The organism is Erythrobacter mangrovi (assembly GCF_013260645.1).
Classification (GTDB): Bacteria; Pseudomonadota; Alphaproteobacteria; order Sphingomonadales; family Sphingomonadaceae; genus Qipengyuania; species Qipengyuania mangrovi.
In genome coordinates this window covers 147,280-162,886 of sequence record NZ_CP053921.1, presented here as the reverse complement: position 1 = coordinate 162,886, position 15,607 = coordinate 147,280, and the positions used below count along the sequence as shown (strand labels likewise).

General features: G+C 62.7%; 16 protein-coding genes and 1 pseudogene. 13 read left to right on the top strand and 4 right to left on the bottom strand.

Annotation, left to right across the window (positions count from 1 at the left end):
• Positions 1-172: 172 nt before the first annotated feature.
• The 3 genes and pseudogenes from HQR01_RS00835 (at position 173) to HQR01_RS00830 (ending at position 2,334) form a co-directional block, all read left to right on the top strand.
• Positions 173-1,210, top strand: coding sequence for a hypothetical protein (locus HQR01_RS00835; protein ID WP_173211917.1), 1,038 nt, complete (start codon positions 173-175; stop codon positions 1,208-1,210).
• Positions 1,211-1,238: 28 nt separating this feature from the next.
• Positions 1,239-1,378: pseudogene (locus HQR01_RS15185) on the top strand (site-specific DNA-methyltransferase); the annotation flags it as partial.
• Between the two features lie 254 nt (positions 1,379-1,632).
• Complete coding sequence (locus HQR01_RS00830) at positions 1,633-2,334, top strand: 2OG-Fe(II) oxygenase (RefSeq protein ID WP_173211916.1); 702 nt, start codon at positions 1,633-1,635, stop codon at positions 2,332-2,334.
• A 71-nt stretch (positions 2,335-2,405) separates the two neighbouring features.
• Here the strand turns inward: HQR01_RS00830 and HQR01_RS00825 are convergent, their stop codons facing one another.
• A complete protein-coding gene (locus tag HQR01_RS00825) occupies positions 2,406-3,125 on the bottom strand; it encodes a cytochrome c biogenesis CcdA family protein (RefSeq protein WP_173211915.1) in 720 nt (239 codons plus the stop codon).
• A gap of 24 nt (positions 3,126-3,149) precedes the next feature.
• On the bottom strand, positions 3,150-3,542 hold the full coding sequence (locus HQR01_RS00820) for a thioredoxin family protein (RefSeq protein WP_173211914.1): 393 nt from the start codon (positions 3,540-3,542) through the stop codon (positions 3,150-3,152).
• A 235-nt stretch (positions 3,543-3,777) separates the two neighbouring features.
• Between HQR01_RS00820 and folP the strand changes: the two genes are divergently transcribed.
• Entirely contained in the window at positions 3,778-4,890 is a 1,113-nt protein-coding gene (gene folP, locus HQR01_RS00815; protein WP_173211913.1) for a dihydropteroate synthase, read from the top strand.
• On the opposite strand, the gene HQR01_RS00810 is transcribed toward folP, so the two are convergent.
• On the bottom strand, positions 4,887-5,669 hold the full coding sequence (locus tag HQR01_RS00810) for an SDR family oxidoreductase (protein ID WP_173211912.1): 783 nt from the start codon (positions 5,667-5,669) through the stop codon (positions 4,887-4,889). The two genes, folP and HQR01_RS00810, sit on opposite strands and share 4 nt — an antisense overlap.
• 131 nt (positions 5,670-5,800) lie before the next feature.
• Entirely contained in the window at positions 5,801-7,219 is a 1,419-nt protein-coding gene (locus HQR01_RS00805; RefSeq protein WP_173211911.1) for a sigma-54-dependent transcriptional regulator, read from the bottom strand.
• Between the two features lie 179 nt (positions 7,220-7,398).
• Between HQR01_RS00805 and HQR01_RS00800 the strand changes: the two genes are divergently transcribed.
• From HQR01_RS00800 to HQR01_RS00760, 9 genes are read left to right on the top strand one after another with little or no spacing between them, the layout of a single operon-like run.
• Positions 7,399-7,524: an aa3-type cytochrome c oxidase subunit IV gene (locus HQR01_RS00800; protein ID WP_173211910.1), complete on the top strand. Its 126-nt coding sequence runs from the start codon at positions 7,399-7,401 to the stop codon at positions 7,522-7,524.
• Between the two features lie 10 nt (positions 7,525-7,534).
• Positions 7,535-8,659 carry an NAD(P) transhydrogenase subunit alpha gene (locus HQR01_RS00795; protein WP_173211909.1) on the top strand — a complete coding sequence of 375 codons (1,125 nt, stop codon included), beginning with the start codon at positions 7,535-7,537 and terminating at the stop codon, positions 8,657-8,659.
• Between the two features lie 23 nt (positions 8,660-8,682).
• A complete protein-coding gene (locus HQR01_RS00790) occupies positions 8,683-8,967 on the top strand; it encodes an NAD(P) transhydrogenase subunit alpha (RefSeq protein WP_173211908.1) in 285 nt (94 codons plus the stop codon).
• A gap of 20 nt (positions 8,968-8,987) precedes the next feature.
• Positions 8,988-10,448: an NAD(P)(+) transhydrogenase (Re/Si-specific) subunit beta gene (locus HQR01_RS00785; protein ID WP_173216024.1), complete on the top strand. Its 1,461-nt coding sequence runs from the start codon at positions 8,988-8,990 to the stop codon at positions 10,446-10,448.
• A 10-nt stretch (positions 10,449-10,458) separates the two neighbouring features.
• Positions 10,459-10,800 carry a hypothetical protein gene (locus tag HQR01_RS00780; protein WP_173211907.1) on the top strand — a complete coding sequence of 114 codons (342 nt, stop codon included), beginning with the start codon at positions 10,459-10,461 and terminating at the stop codon, positions 10,798-10,800.
• A gap of 56 nt (positions 10,801-10,856) precedes the next feature.
• Positions 10,857-12,356, top strand: a complete 1,500-nt coding sequence (locus HQR01_RS00775) for a hypothetical protein (RefSeq protein ID WP_173211906.1) — start codon at positions 10,857-10,859, stop codon at positions 12,354-12,356.
• Positions 12,357-12,414: 58 nt separating this feature from the next.
• Positions 12,415-13,620, top strand: coding sequence for a parallel beta-helix domain-containing protein (locus HQR01_RS00770; protein ID WP_173211905.1), 1,206 nt, complete (start codon positions 12,415-12,417; stop codon positions 13,618-13,620).
• Positions 13,617-14,627: an SO2930 family diheme c-type cytochrome gene (locus HQR01_RS00765; RefSeq protein ID WP_173211904.1), complete on the top strand. Its 1,011-nt coding sequence runs from the start codon at positions 13,617-13,619 to the stop codon at positions 14,625-14,627. Before HQR01_RS00770 ends, HQR01_RS00765 begins: the two co-directional genes overlap by 4 nt.
• Positions 14,624-15,595, top strand: a complete 972-nt coding sequence (locus HQR01_RS00760) for an alpha/beta fold hydrolase (protein ID WP_173211903.1) — start codon at positions 14,624-14,626, stop codon at positions 15,593-15,595. The genes HQR01_RS00765 and HQR01_RS00760 overlap by 4 nt, the downstream gene beginning before the upstream one ends.
• Positions 15,596-15,607: the final 12 nt, after the last annotated feature.

The following is a 15,607-nucleotide window of genomic DNA, read 5'->3' as shown; positions in this document are numbered from 1 at the left end:
AGCATTAGTAAGTTAATCGAAATCTTAAGGCTTGGAAGTTGAGATTGGCTCACTGGGCTGTGAACGACAACCACCTTGCGCGATAGCCCTTGAACCCAGGTAGCCTTGGGGTCTGAGGGTGAACGCATAGACCATGAGTTATGATTTTGAGCTGTATACGATCCGGAGGCCAGTGATCGAACCACCGCGGCTGGATGTCGGAGGGCACATTAACGTGGATGGCCCCTACAGCCTTGATCAGGACGACATCCCCGAAAACTACCTGCCGGTAATCGGTCGGAAGCGGGTGCTTTCGCGAATACAACTGGAAGGGCATTTGACGCCCTCAGATCAATCCTGCGTGGACGAATGGCTAGGACAGGTCATTCGTGAGACCAAGGGTGTGTTGATCGATCTTCAAACGGACCGGTTCGAAACGCCAACCAGATCTGGACTTTTGGAAGCTGACCACGGCCAACCTGAAAGTCTCGCGGAGATGGCGTTCTACTTCGAAGATGGTGAAAAATTCTATGAGTCAGGATTTGCTGACGTGCTTGGTGAATGTGCGCGTATTATGCCTGAGGCTCTGCCAGTAAAGTTTGGATATTACGAACCATTGCAGGGACGCATCAAGGGAGACGATTTTTCTGAACTGGTATCCTCGTTCAAGCAGGAGTCGTCACTATTCTTTATGCAAGCTAAGTCGCCATTTGGTCATATTTCCCTGAATGTTCCGTGCAAGAAAACGTTTGAGAAATACGGTAAAACGCACTTCACGCGGCGAAAATTTCTATTGGGCCACCTCCGCTTTGATCTACGCCCCTCAATATTCAGGCACCCGGTGAAGCTCGCCAAACTGCAAAGTTTGTTTGAGCAAATCTGCGTGGCTCTGGACGTTGTCTATGCCGAGATTACCGATCGACAAAGCAGGAACAGCTGGCTTTGGTATGGCCTGCCTGACAATCAGCCGCGAACCATTTGTGTAGGAAGGCGATATCAGGAAGTCTGGCCGGACATTTCGGGTTTGGGTTACAGCATCGCAGAGCATCAGAAGATCATATCAACCGATCGTTTCGGGAAGAAGCCACCCCGCCCGCCACAGGATCTGATTGCCCCAGCCCAACCTGATTTATCCGATCCGCGGCATCGAGATACGCGGGATATCCCACCAAATTATGCTGCCACCTTTCCATTCAACTTCCAGTTCGATCCGAACAATTACATCTGGTGAATGTGAACTTGACGGTCGGTACGAGGCTGGCGGCATCCACAGCCTCGGCAAGGACCTGCAGGGCGCCCCGAGCTGCAACGGCTGGACTTCTGGCTCTATGAGAGCGCCGGCGAAGTCAAACCGGTCGACGCCGCGCGACAGCCCTACCTGCTGGCGGTGGAGGACTAGGGCGCGCTCAGCGCCGTCCAGCGCTCGAATTTTGAAAGCAAGACGCGGGAAGCGCACCTGAAGAGGCGCGGCTAAACCTCCTCGATCAGTTGAGGAGTGAACGTGCGCTACATCATTGGACCTTGTGCCCGGAGCTATCGCTCGATCGGGGAAACGCCTGGTCATAGTTCGCCCCGCCGGACCGAAGCGGCTTTGGCATTGCTCTTCGGACGCAAGGCAAATTGACCGTGAAGCCGGGTTTGTGCAGCGCCCCAATGAGCGACAACCTTGACCGCTACGATTGGGGTGCCATTCACGCATCGCTTGACGCTCGAGGCTACGCGGTGCTGCCTGCACTGCTCACTGAGCGGCAATGCCGGGACATGGCGGACCTTTACCAGGATGACAGCCGGTTCCGCTCGCACATTCATATGGCACGCCACAACTTCGGGCGTGGCGAGTACAAATACCTGCGGTATCCGCTGCCAGCGCTTGTCGAAGGGCTCCGTAGGCAACTCTATCGCCGGCTCGCGCCTATCGCCAATGCCTGGTGCGCAAGGCTTAAGCTCGACCAGCATTATCCCGGATCGCTGCCCGAATTTCTTGAGCGCTGCCACGCAGCTGGGCAAGTGCGGCCAACGCCCCTTCTGCTCAAATACGGTAAGGGCGATTACAACTGCCTGCACCAGGATCTTTACGGCGAGCATGTCTTCCCGCTGCAGGCAATCGTCATGCTATCCGAACCCGGGCGCGACTTCGAAGGGGGCGAGCTCATGCTCGTTGAGAACCGGCCTCGCATGCAGTCGCTGGGGCACGTTGTCCGGCCGGGATTGGGTGATGCCGTGATCATTTCGGTCAATCAAAGACCGCAACGAGGTGCCAGAGGCGACTACCGGGTTGCGTTGCGCCATGGCGTCGCAGAGATTTCCTCCGGTGTGCGGCAAACACTGGGTATCATCATGCACGATGCGTCCTAGGAATTCGAACTTAGGACCTGCTGACCTTCCGTTGTGCCGTTCTATCAGGACAATCCAACGAAGGTCTCTGGTCAGAACCTCGTTGTGAACTCAATCAACCTCTGGGGCAGCAGGTCGAGTGCAGTTGCCTCGACTTGCTTGTCCAGGCCGGTCACCACCATCGTCCCGACAACTAGCAGCATCACGCCAAACACCGGCTTGGCGAAGCGCGAAATGGCGCGCAACGCGCCCGCCTTGCTCGCCAATGCCCTGCGTGAGCCGTAAGCGAAGGCGATGATCGACAGGGCCACGCCTAGCGAAAAGGCGAGGAAGATCAAAAAGGCAGAGGCGAGGTTTTCGCCCTGGCTTGCCGCGGCAATGGCTGCGCCCAGCGTCGGCCCGACGCACGGCGCCCACACAACGCCGAGTATCAGTCCCACCAGGAACTGACCCCTCATCCCGGTACCATCCACCGTGTCGAGCTTGTTCTGTGCCCGGTTGGAAAGCGGAGCGGCGAGCGCCGAGATCCGAGCCTGCAATGCGGGAATGAGCAGGACGACACCTGAAATCGCCAGCAATAGTCCGGCGCCGATGCGGATCGCTTGCTCGTTGATGCCCAGTTGGAAACCGAATGCGATGACGGTGAAACCAAACAGCGTGAATGACAGCGAGATTCCCGCTGCCAGTGCCAACGGCCCACGCGGATGCTTTCCGACTGCCGACGCTACAAGGATCGGCACAAGCGGAAGCACGCAGGGATTGAGGATGGTCACCAGCCCTGCAATCAGGGCCAGCGCAAATTCGCCGAACATGTGTGGGACAAGCCTACTGCGGGATTACAGTCCTGCGAGGACCGCAGCGCTGAGCTTGTCAGGACGGGTTTCCGCTATCGAACGCGCCGTTTCGTTACGCCCCTTGAAGACCACAATCGTCGACTGGCGCGGGATGCGGTGGGCGCGGAGGAAGTCCTTGTCCTTGTCGAAATTGACCTTGACGAAGACTACTCCGGCAAAGCGCTTGTCGGCGCGCATCTTTTCCAGCGTGGGCTGCTGGGCACGGCAGGTAGGGCACCAATCCGCATGGACGTCGACCACGATCGTCTTCCCTGCGGCCTGTGCGGCTGCGAAGCTTTCCGGCTCGTATGCCGTCCAACCCGATGCAGCAAGGGCTGGAACCGCGGCGACCAGGGCCACCAATGAAAGCAGGAAAATCTGGAGCTTCTTCAGCATCGTGGGGACCTCGATCACAAATTTGACAGACCCTTGTCAGGTCCCGCGGTGCTTCGCTCACCCCTACGGATCGGTTACAAATATCGCGGCTTCACGATGCGGGTTTCCTAATCTTTCAGGCGTTTATATCGGTGGGTGTATCAATCTACCCGCAATACCCTCGATCCGGTTTTTCTTCGCCATAACCCTGTTCCATGTGTTCCATCCTTAAGCTCGGCTGCTAGGAAGCTGAACGATGACAAGCTCAGTCTATATCCGCCCCATCGGTTTCGTCCCCGGTCCGCAAAGCGAACACGGCAATGCCGTCAGGCTTGCCGGCGGGATGGTCTATGCGAGCCGCTTTGCGGTTATCCTGCGAGAGGGTGGCCGGGTAGCCGAACGCTGGCTCGCCGCGCCCGATACCATGGCGCAGGTGCTGGGTGAGCTACCCGATTCCGTCGGAGCCGAGGCGGAAGCGCAATGGGCCAATCTCACGCTCGCGCACCCGCCTCTGGCACTGGGAGGGCGCACGATCCGGCTCGACCAGCCGCAGGTGATGGGCATCCTAAACGTTACTCCCGACAGCTTCAGCGACGGCGGCAAGTTTCTCGCCGACCGCGAGGCGGGCAGGGCGCATGCCGCGGCCATGCTCGAGGCCGGTGCTGCGATCCTCGACATCGGTGGCGAAAGCACGCGACCCGGTGCGAAGGCCCTGTGGGAAGGCGATGAGATCGAGCGTGTCGTCCCCGCGGTGGAGGCCTGTGCGGCTATGGGCGCGGCAGTCAGCATCGATACGCGCAAGGCGGCGGTGATGGAGGCTGCCCTGGCGGCAGGGGCGCATATGGTCAACGATGTCAGCGGCTTTGCGCACGATCCGCGCGCCGCCGAAGTGGTCGCACGCGCCGGGTGCCCGGTGGTGCTGATGCACGCACCGGGGACGGGCGACGATCTCCACGAGGGCGGCGATTACGACAGCGTGGTCTTCGACGTGTTCGACGCGCTGCGCGAGCGGCGCGATGCGGCGGTGGCGGCGGGGGTCGACCCGGCGAACATCATGCTCGATGTCGGTATCGGCTTCGGCAAGGCGCTGTCGCACAGCCTTGCGCTGGTCAACGCGCTGCCGATGTTCCATGCGCTGGGCCACCCGCTGCTATTTGGTGCGAGCCGCAAGCGGGTGGTGGGTGCCCTGTCGAACGAGGCTCCGGTCGAACAGCGGCTAGGCGGCAGCGTGACGCTGGCGGTGAAGGGCATGGATGCGGGCGTGCAAATGGTTCGCGTCCACGACGTCCCCGAGACCGTCCAGGCGCGCAATGTCTGGCGCGGTCTCAGGGATGCGGCGCTGACTGACTTTTCCGACCTGCCGGGCTAATCCCCCGGCGAGGCCGCCGAGCCTGCCAGCAGCCCGCCGTCGAGGGTAAGCTCGGCGCCGGTCATATAGCCGCTCTCGGGCGAGGCGAGGTAGACGCACAGCGCAGCGACCTCCTCGACCGTGCCGAAGCGCTTGAGCGGGGTATCGGCAACCATCGCGGCCATCCGCGCCTCGCGGTCGGGTCCATCGCCGATCAGTGCGTCCCACATAGGGGTGAGCACGGCAGCAGGGTGGATCGAGTTGCAGCGGATCGCCCAGCCGTGCTGGGCGGCATATAGTGCGACCGACTTGGTATGATTGCGGATTGCCGCCTTGCTTGCGGCATAAGCCGCCGCGCCGGGGATGCCGACGATGCCCGAACGCGAGGACATGTTGATGATCGATCCGGTGCCCCGGTCCTTCATCGCCTGCAAGGCATAGCGGCAGCCGAGGAAGGTGCCCTCGGAGTTGACCGCGTTGACCCGCCGCCATTCGGCAAGGCTGGCATGCTCCGGGTCGTGCGGGCCGGGACTGTCCTCGAACCCGGTGATTCCGGCGTTGTTGACGAGCACGTCGATCGTCGGGAAAGCGGAAGCCAAAGCGTCCCAGTCCGCCTCGTTGGCGACATCGAGCTTGCGGAACTCGCAGCCGAGTTCGCTAGCCGCTTTCCTACCTTCGTCTTCGTCGATGTCGGTGAGCACGACACGCGCGCCCTCGGCCAGGAATGCGGCACATACGGCCTTGCCGATGCCGCGTGCACCACCGGTGACGACGCACAGCAATTCATTCAGTCTTTGCATAAGTTTACCTCAGGAAAAATCAGGTGTGATCGCCGGGCGCAATGCGCGCCGGGGTCGAAAGCTGGTCCGCCTTAGCGGTGGCTCTTGTTCACCTGAGGTACTCCCGTTTGGACGGGCGCGGTGTAGCGTGGTCAGGCCACGTTGTCGATGCCGAGCTCGGAGAGCTTGCGGTAGAGCGTCGAGCGCCCGATGCCCAATCGACGAGCGACTTCGGTCATCCGCCCACGGTAATGGCCGATGGCAAGGCGGATGATGTCGGCCTCGATATCCTCGAGCGCGCGCAGGTTGCCGTCGTCGGTGTAGAGCAGGACGCCGAGCCCGCGTGCCCGGCTTTCGCCACGGTCGGGGCTGTCGCCCAGCAGCTGCGAGAGCTGCGGAAAGCTGTGCGCGGTAAGCGCCTCGCGCTGCTCGAACACCGAGGCGCGGAACAGCACTGCCTGCAGCTGGCGGACGTTGCCGGGCCAGTCGTAGGCTTCGAGCAGGGTCAGCCCGCTATCGGCGATCGAGTGGTGGAACAGTCCCGGCTGTTCGCCGATCTTCGCAAGGAAATAGCGAGTCAGCGCGGGAATATCGCCGAGCCTGTCGCGCAACGCGGGCATGTGGATGCGTGTCGCGGAGAGTGCGGTGAACAGGCGCTCGGAGAATTCACCCGCTGCAACCAGTTCCTCAACCGGAAGGTCGCTGGAGGCGAAAATGCGAACGTCGATCCGGAAGCCATGCGTGGCGCCGGTCGGGCGGACGATGCCGCTTTCGATTACGTCGGCAAGGCGTTCCTGCAAGGACAGGTCCATCCGGTCGACATCGTCGAGAAGCAGCGTGCCTCCATCGCAATATTCGAACAGGCCGGTCTGACGATCGAAAGCACCCGCAAACGCTCCCTTCTCGTGCCCGAACAACAGCGATTCAAGCGAAGTCGCGGGCAGGGCACCGCAGGCGACCAGCTTCATCGGTGCCTTGGCGCGGGTCGAGGCGGCGTGCATCGCCCGCAGCAGCATTTCCTTGCCGGTGCCGCTCTCGCCCTCGACCAGCAAATGGCCGTGCCCACGCGCGGCGGTGGCCGCCTTTGCCAGTGCGGTGCGGAAGGGTGGGGCCGTGCCGACCATGGCGTCGAAATCGAGCACGGTGGGCAACTTCTCGGTCATCGGCTGGAGCTCGTCGCGCGGCGCTTCGGCGCGGGTCGCGCTTCGCAGGGCGGCGAGCAACCGGTCGGGGGCGACCGGCTTGATCAGATAATCGGTTGCACCGGAACGCATCGCTTCCACCGCGAGCAGTGGCGAAGTACTGGCAGTGAGCATCAGCAGCGGCACATCGGGGCGTGCTGTGCGGATTTCGCGGATCAGTTCGCAAGCGTCTTCGCCGGGAACCCGCTGATCGAGCAGGACGGCGTGGACGTCGGCGCCGTCAGGCGCTGCCAGCTTGGCCAGGGCTTCTTCGCCCGAGGCGACCACGAGCGTACGCCAGCCCTCGCGGGCGGCGAGCGCACTGACAAACCGGCTTTGGGCCGGTTCGTCGTCGATCAACATCAGCAGGCGCGTCTCGTCAGTCGCCATATGATTTGCCCGGCCCCCGTTCCCAATTGGCGGAAATCCGCCGACCGACAATGCATAGGCCAAAGGAGTAAACACCCGATTAAGCCTGTTTGTCAGCAGAACAGGCCATGGGGGACTTGAGCCGGTGCCATGCCCGCGATAGACCGCCCCAACAGCAATTCCGCAGTTAGGGGAAAGCCATGGGTTCCGCCAACGACATGAAGGCGCACAGCAGCACTTATTCGTCCTTTATCAGCATGCTCAAGTGGGTCATTCCCACGCTGGCGTTGATCACGCTGCTCGTCGTCGTACTGATTTCCGACTAAGCTCGCGATTATGCGCATCGCGGTGCTGAAGGAGGGCGCGGCCGGGGAAAACCGGGTCGCGTTGACACCCGAAACTGCGAAGAAATTCGCGACGCTTGGAGCCACGGTAGCGGTCGAGGCAGGCGCCGGTGGCGCTGCTTCGATCACCGATGAAGCCTACCGCGAAGTGGGGGCTGAGGTCGGGGCGGCTGCCGCGACGGTCAAGGATGCTGACATCGTTCTGGGTGTCCAGGCGCCCGACGTCGCAGCGCTCAAGGGGGCAAAGCCAGGCGCCTGGGTGGTGGCGACCTTCGATCCCTTCCGCGAGAGGGAGCGGGTCGAGGCCTATGCCAAGGCCGGGCTGGAGGCGCTGAGCATGGAGTTCATGCCGCGCATCACCCGTGCGCAGAGCATGGATGTGCTGTCCAGCCAGTCGAACCTGGCGGGCTACAAGGCGGTGCTGGCTGCCGCGAACGAGTATGGCCGGGCCTTCCCGATGATGATGACCGCCGCCGGCACGGTGCAAGCGGCCCGCGCTTTCGTGATGGGCGTCGGTGTTGCAGGCCTGCAGGCCATCGCGACCGCCAAGCGGCTTGGCGCGCAGGTTTCGGCCACGGACGTCCGGTCGGCCACCAAGGAGCAGATCCAGTCGCTCGGCGCGAAGCCGATCTTCGTGGAGAACGTCGCGGGGATCGAAGGCGAAGGCTCGGGCGGCTATGCCACCGAGATGAGCGAGGAATACCAGAAGGCCCAGGCCGAGCTGGTTTCGGGCCATCTTGCCAAGCAGGACATCGTCATCACCACAGCCCTGATCCCCGGTCGCCCCGCGCCTCGGCTGATCAGCGATGCGCAGATTGCCACGATGAAGCCCGGCAGCGTGATCTTCGATCTCGCGGTGGCGCAAGGCGGCAATGTCGAAGGTTCGGTCCCCGACCAAGTGGTCGAGAAGCACGGCGTCAAGATCATCGGCTTTTCGAACACCGCAAGCCATCTCGCAGCCGATTCCTCGGCACTGTTTGCGCGCAACCTCTACAACTTTCTCTCGGCGTTCTGGGACAAGGAAGCGGGCAAGCCTGTGCTCGACGAGGAAATCGGCAATGCCGTGCGGCTGACGCAGGGCGGCAAGGTCGTGAACGAGAGGCTGGCGGCGCAGTAATTCCGGACCCGGGGAGGGCCAAAGTGGACTTCATCTCAATCCTGTCGATTTTCGTGCTGGCATGTTTCGTCGGCTATTACGTGGTCTGGTCGGTTACTCCGGCATTGCACACGCCACTGATGGCGGTGACCAATGCCATCTCGTCGGTGATCATCGTCGGCGCGCTCATCGCTGCCGCTACTGCGGGGAGCGAGATCGCCAAATGGATGGGTCTTGCAGGAGTGGTGCTGGCCTCTGTCAACATCTTCGGCGGTTTTGCCGTCACCGAACGTATGCTGGCGATGTACAAGAAGAAGGAGACCAAGTGATGCGTCGCCTTCTGACGGCCATGCCGTTCCTTGCCCTGGCAACTCCTGCCGCAGCTTCAAGCGGTGAAGCCGTGAACCCCTGGGTTGCGCTGGCCTATCTAGTAGCGGGCGTGTTCTTCATCCTCGCATTGCGCGGCCTGTCTTCACCTGCGACCAGTCGCCGCGGCAACCGCTTCGGCATGGCAGGCATGCTGATCGCGGTCGCCACCACGCTGGTTACCCATGAAGTCGCCAATATCGTCGAGATCGGCATCGCCATTGCACTTGGCGGCATCGTCGGCTTCGTCATCGCGCAGCGCATTGCCATGACCGCGATGCCGCAACTTGTGGCGGCCTTCCACTCATTGGTCGGCCTTGCGGCCGTGCTGGTCGCGGTTGCGGCCTTCATGAATCCAGACGCTTTCGGGATTCTCGACGCTACCGGTAATATCCTCGCCGTCAGCCGGGTCGAGATGGCGTTGGGTGCGGCAATCGGCGCGATCACCTTCTCGGGTTCGGTCATCGCCTTTGCCAAGTTGAACGGCAACATGAGCGGCAAGCCGATCATGTTGCCCGGGCGGCACGTCATCAACCTGGGCACGCTCGTGGCGATTCTTGGCGGGACCGCAGCCTACGCCATGGCCCCTGTCGCGCCTGCGGGCGAGGGGTGGTTGTTCTGGGCGATCGTGATCGCCGCTTTTACGATCGGTTTCCTGCTGATCATTCCCATCGGAGGCGCGGACATGCCGGTTGTGGTGTCGATGCTCAACAGCTACTCGGGCTGGGCGGCAGCGGCGATGGGCTTCACGCTGCACAATACTGCGATGATCATCACCGGTGCATTGGTCGGCAGCTCGGGTGCGATCCTCAGCTACATCATGTGCCGCGCCATGAACCGCAGCTTCATCTCGGTGATTGCCGGGGGCTTCGGTGCGGATGATGCGGCTATTTCTGCCGGGGATGGCGAACAGCGCCCCTACAAGACCGGCAGTGCGGAGGATGCCGCCTTCATGCTCGAGCAGGCAGAAAAGGTCATCATCATTCCTGGCTACGGCATGGCGGTCGCACAAGCGCAGCACGCGCTGCGCGAAATGACCGACCTGCTCGAGGAGAAGGGCGTCGAGGTGAAGTTCGCGATCCACCCGGTCGCGGGTCGCATGCCCGGGCACATGAACGTCCTGCTGGCCGAAGCGAACGTTGCCTACGACAAGGTGTTCGAGCTCGAAGACATCAATTCAGAGTTTGCGCAGACGGACATCGCTTTCATCATTGGTGCGAACGATGTGGTGAACCCGGCGGCGAAGACCGACAAGAGTTCACCGATCTACGGCATGCCCGTGTTCGACGTGGACAAGGCCAAGCAGGTGTTCTTCATCAAGCGTAGCATGGGCGGCGTGGGCTACGCGGGGGTCGACAATGACGTGTTCTACATGAACCAGACCGTCATGCTGCTGGCCGACGCGAAAAAGATGGTCGAGGAAATCGTCAAGGCTCTCGATTGAGGGCTGCGTTGTGAAGCGGAATATCCTGATCGCCGGTGCGGTGCTGCTAGTCCTCGGCGGCGGGTGGCTGTTGACCGGCGGGCTCGGTCGGGCGGTCGAGAACCGGATCGAAAGCGAACTCGTCGCGCGGGGTCTGACGCAACCCATGGCTGCCTGTATGGCCGAAAGGATGGCCGACCGGCTGACTTTGGCCCAATTGCGCAAGCTTGAGGGTTTGGCCCCCGAGGAAGCCGAAGCGGCAGTACCCCTGACCATGCCCGAATTCCTCGAGCGCGTGCGCCGGCTCGACGATCCGCAGGTGCTCGAGGTAACCGCCACTTCTGCCGCGGTCTGCGCCTTTACCGCGAGATAGGCGCTTCTTGCATTGTGCCCCCGATGCGGCAAGATCGGCGCGGGGGGGAAATCGCTATGAACAAGTTGGGCTTGATCGTTGCCTGTGTCGTCGGCGCGCTGGCTGCACCTACAGTTGCGCAGGACCGGGTTGGCGTCGAATATGTCGCCATGGCGCACAGCGGAAACGCGAACGCATCTGCGCCTTTCCTGCGCGGCGTCGCACTGCTGCACAGCTTCGAATACGACCGCGCAGAAGCGGCCTTCCGCGAAGCGCAAGCTGCGGATCCGGACTTCGTGATGGCCTATTGGGGCGAAGCGATGACCCACAACCATTCCTTGTGGGACAACCAGGATCGGGATGAGGCACTGGCCGTACTGGTCAAGCTGGGCGCGACGCCGGCCGAGCGCAAGGCGAAGGCCCGTTCCGCGCGCGAAGCGCAATGGCTCGATGCGGTCGAGACGCTTTATGGAGGGGGAAGCAAGGAAGAGCGCGATTTCGCCTACCTGGCGAAGATGCAGGCCATGCTGGCGCAGGACCCTACCGATATCGAGGCGCGCGCCTTTACCGGCCTCGCCATTCTCGCATCGTCGCATGGCGGCCGCCAGATTCCGGTCTTCATGCGCGCCGCCGGGGTGCTGGAAGAAGGCTTCATGGACCATCCGCAGCATCCGGGTGTCCTTCATTACCTGATCCATTCCTATGACGATGCCGACCATGCACCGCTGGGCGCCCGCGCGGCAGCGCGCTACGCCGTCGTTGCGCCGGACGCGGGGCATGCACAGCACATGGTAAGCCATATCTTCCATGCGCTGGGCGACTGGGAGTCGTCGGAGCGGGCTAATATCAACGCCGATGCGGTGGTCGATCGCCAGCGCGTGGCAGCGGGGAGGAGCCCAACCTTTTGCGGCCATTACAACGAATGGCTCACCTACGCATTGGTCCAGCAAGGCAAGGACGCGAGTGAGATTGTCGACGGCTGCCGCGCGCAAGCCGAGGCGCAAGTTGCGCAAGGCCCGAAAGACAAACTCGGCTGGGGCGCGGCGAGCAGCTACGCCGGGATAGCGCTTTCGAGCGGCGTGACGGCGGGGAACTGGCCGCAGCCGTTCGAAGGCCTCGACGATGGTTTCCTGCTGGCACGTTACGACCTTGCTTATGCGCGGTTGCTCCAGTCGTTCGGTGATGCAGCGGCGACTGCGACGGCACTTGACGACATGAAGTCGCTCGGCGCGCAGATTGAGGAGGCTCTCAAGCAGGAGGACCCGCTCAACACCTGGTTCAGGCCGTGGTACGAGCGCCAGCTCGCGCAGGGCGAGGCGGTTGTAGCGCTGTCGGCGGGACGTGGCGAGGCAGGCCTTGCCCTGCTGCGCTCAGCGGCGGAGGCTGAGAGCGCGGTTCCCGCGGTCTATGGCCCGCCGCCCATGGCCAAGCCCAGCTGGGAACTGCTCGGCGAGCAATTGCTCGAAGCCGGACGCAAGGATGAAGCGGCGGATGCGTTCCGCCGGGCGCTGGCGTTTTCGCCAGGGCGCCGGTTGTCGCTGCAGGGATTGGCTGCCGCTACGGCAAGCGGGAACTAGGCAAGCCAGCTTGCAATCGCCCTTTCTTGCGGCACTATGCGTCGCAAGGGAGAGACTCATGTTCCGAATGACACTTGCCGCTGCGCTGCTCGCCAGCTCGGCTCCTGCATTGGCCGCAACACACACTATCACGCCGGGCGAAGGCGCGCAGGAACGGCTGCAGGAAGCGCTGATCCTCGCTGAACCAGGCGACGAGATCGTACTGTCCGCCGGACGCTATGCGATTAACGACGGGCTCAGCCTCGACGTGGAGGGTGTGACCATCCGCGGCGCGGGAATGGATGGCACGGTACTCGACTTCACCGGGCAGCAGGGCGCGGGCGAGGGGCTTCTGGTCACCAGCGACAACGTCACCCTTCGCGATTTCGCGCTGGAGAACCCCAAGGGTGATGGGATCAAGTCGAAGGGCGCGGACAATATCGTCTATCACCGCATCCGGGTGACCTGGACCAATGGCCCGGCCGCCACCAACGGCGCCTATGGCCTCTATCCGGTCGAAAGCGACGGCATCCTGATCGATGGCTGCAAGGTAACGGGCGCCTCCGACGCGGGAATCTATGTCGGCCAATCGAACCGCATCACCGTGCGCAATTCGATCGCCGAGGCCAATGTTGCCGGGATCGAGATCGAGAACAGCCGCAACGCGCTGGTCGAACACAATATCGCCACGCGCAATACCGGCGGCATTCTGGTGTTCGACCTGCCCGGCCTTCCGGTGATGGGCGGCGGCAACGTCATCGTCGCCAACAATCTGGTTGTGGCCAATGATACCCCCAATTTCGCACCGCCGGGCAATATCGTTGCTGGTGTGCGTCGCGGAACCGGGATCATGGTCATGGCCAATGACCGGGTGCTGGTCGAAAACAACATCCTTTCGGGCAACCCGACCGCGCCGATAATGGTCGTCGCCTACCCCCAGCAATATGACGATCCGCGCTATGAGCCGATCCCGCGCAATGTCACGATCGGGGCGAACCTGATCGATCAGGGCGGCTACGACCCGCAGATCGAAGGCAAGGAAGCCCTGATGGCGGCATTCGGCGGCGAGTTGCCGCCGCTGCTGTGGGACGGGCTGGGCAATCCGGCGACCACGCTTGCGGTCGCACCGGGCATCGTAGGCTGGAATCTCAACCTGCAGGAACAGGGCCAAGGTCTCGGCGACGCGCAGCCGACGCTGCTGCAAAACGCGCCGCGCCCGGTCGAGGTGTTCTACCGCGAGGGGATCGGCGCGCCTGCCGCGCTCGACGAGAGGCTTAGCAGATGAGGCATGTCGCCTGGGCGGCCTGCGCCGCGCTGGCCCTGGCCGGCGCATTGGCGGTGCAGGCCAGCCCGACTGCAGTCGTAAACGAAGCGACGATCACCGAACCGGGCCTGCCGCGCACCCTGGCCGAGTTCGGCTTCTTCACGGATGCTCCCCAACAAGTCCCGGCTGAGGGGGTGATGCCCTATCGCCTCAACACCCCGCTCTATTCGGACGGGGCGGAGAAGTTGCGCTTCATCTATGTTCCCAAGGGGGCAAAGGCGTTGGCGCAGGGTGAGAAGCTGCTCGAACTCCCGGTCGGCACCGCCCTGATCAAGACCTTCGCCTTCCCGGAAGGTGGCAAGCGCCGCCTGATTGAAACGCGGGTGCTGCTGCACCGTGCGGATGGCTGGCTGGCACTTCCTTACCTGTGGAACGAGGAACAGACCGAGGCACGGCTGGCAGTCGCCGGCGCGCGGCTCGATCTCGTCACCCCCAAGGGCGAAGCGATCAGCTATCGCGTTCCGAACAAGAACCAGTGCAAGGAATGCCACGGCCTCGAAGGAGCCGTCATCCCGATCGGACCCAAGGTGCGGAATCTTTCGCATGACTGGCTCGCGAGTATGGTTGCAGCGGGTCATCTCGACGCGATGCCGCAGGATGCCGACCAGTTGCCGCTGTGGGAAGAGCGTGACGGCGTGCCGGTGGTCAAGGCCGCACGCGCCTATCTCGACGTCAATTGTGCGCATTGCCACCGGCCCGGTGCAACTGCCTCGAACAGCGGGCTCGACCTACGGTGGGAACAGCAGGATCCGCATGCGCTGGGGATCGGCAAGCGCCCCGTCGCAGCCGGACGGGGAGCGGGTGGTTTCCTGTTCGACATCGTGCCGGGTTCGCCCGACCATTCGATCCTGCCCTATCGCATGTCGACCACCGAGGGGGGGATTGCCATGCCTGAAATCGGCAAGTCGACGGTCGACGAGGAAGGGCTCGCGGTGGTACGCCGCTGGATCGAGGAGATGGCCCCATGAAACGGTTTTGGCGTGTCCTGGGCGTAGTTGTCGCTCTACTCGTGATCGGTTTCTTCGCCCTTCGCGTACCCGACACCGATCCGGACGCGATGTGGGCGAAATATGGCGGCCCGCCATCGCAGAAGCTCGATTTTCCCGATGGTCGGACCTACCACATTCGCGATGAGGGACCGCGCGACGCGCCCGTGATTGTGCAGTTGCATGGCTCAAACGCCGACCTGCACACCTGGCAGAAATGGACCGAAGCGCTCGACGATCACTACCGCGTGATCCGATATGACCAGCGCGGCCACGGCCTGACCGGCGCGGTTCCCGATGATCGGTACGATATCGATGCCTTCGTCGAAGATGTCGACCAGGTGGCCGATGCACTCGAGCTCGAACGCTTCACGCTTGCGGGCAATTCGATGGGGGGCGGGATCGCCATGGCCTATGCCCTCGCGCATCCCGAGAGGCTCGACGCGCTGGTACTGGTCGATGCGAGTGGCGCACCGATCGACCGCAGGGGCGGCGGCAATATCATCTTCAATCTCGCGGGCAAGCCGGTGATCGGTGACTTGCTGAGCCAGTTTCTCCCGCGCTCGCTGGTGAAGAAGAGCTACTCGCAGAGCGTCTCCAACCAGGCCGTGGTCACCGATGCGGCGATCGACCGCTACTGGGAGCTTGCCCGATACCCGGGCAACCGCGACGCAACGCGCCAACGTTTCGGCACTCCGCGCCGCAGCTTCACCGCCGAACAAGTGGCCGCGATGAAGGTCCCGACGCTGGTCATATGGGGTGAGGAGGATGCGCTGATCCCCTTCGACGCGGCCAAATGGTACATGGCGAACCTGCCAAACGCCACGCTGGTCGCCTATCCGGGCATCGGGCACATTCCGATGGAAGAGGCCGCTGATCGCAGCGCCACCGACCTGGAGGCATGGCTTGGAAAGACTTTGGCCACAGGCAAGGATGCCAACGGGACCTGAGATTCCATCCAT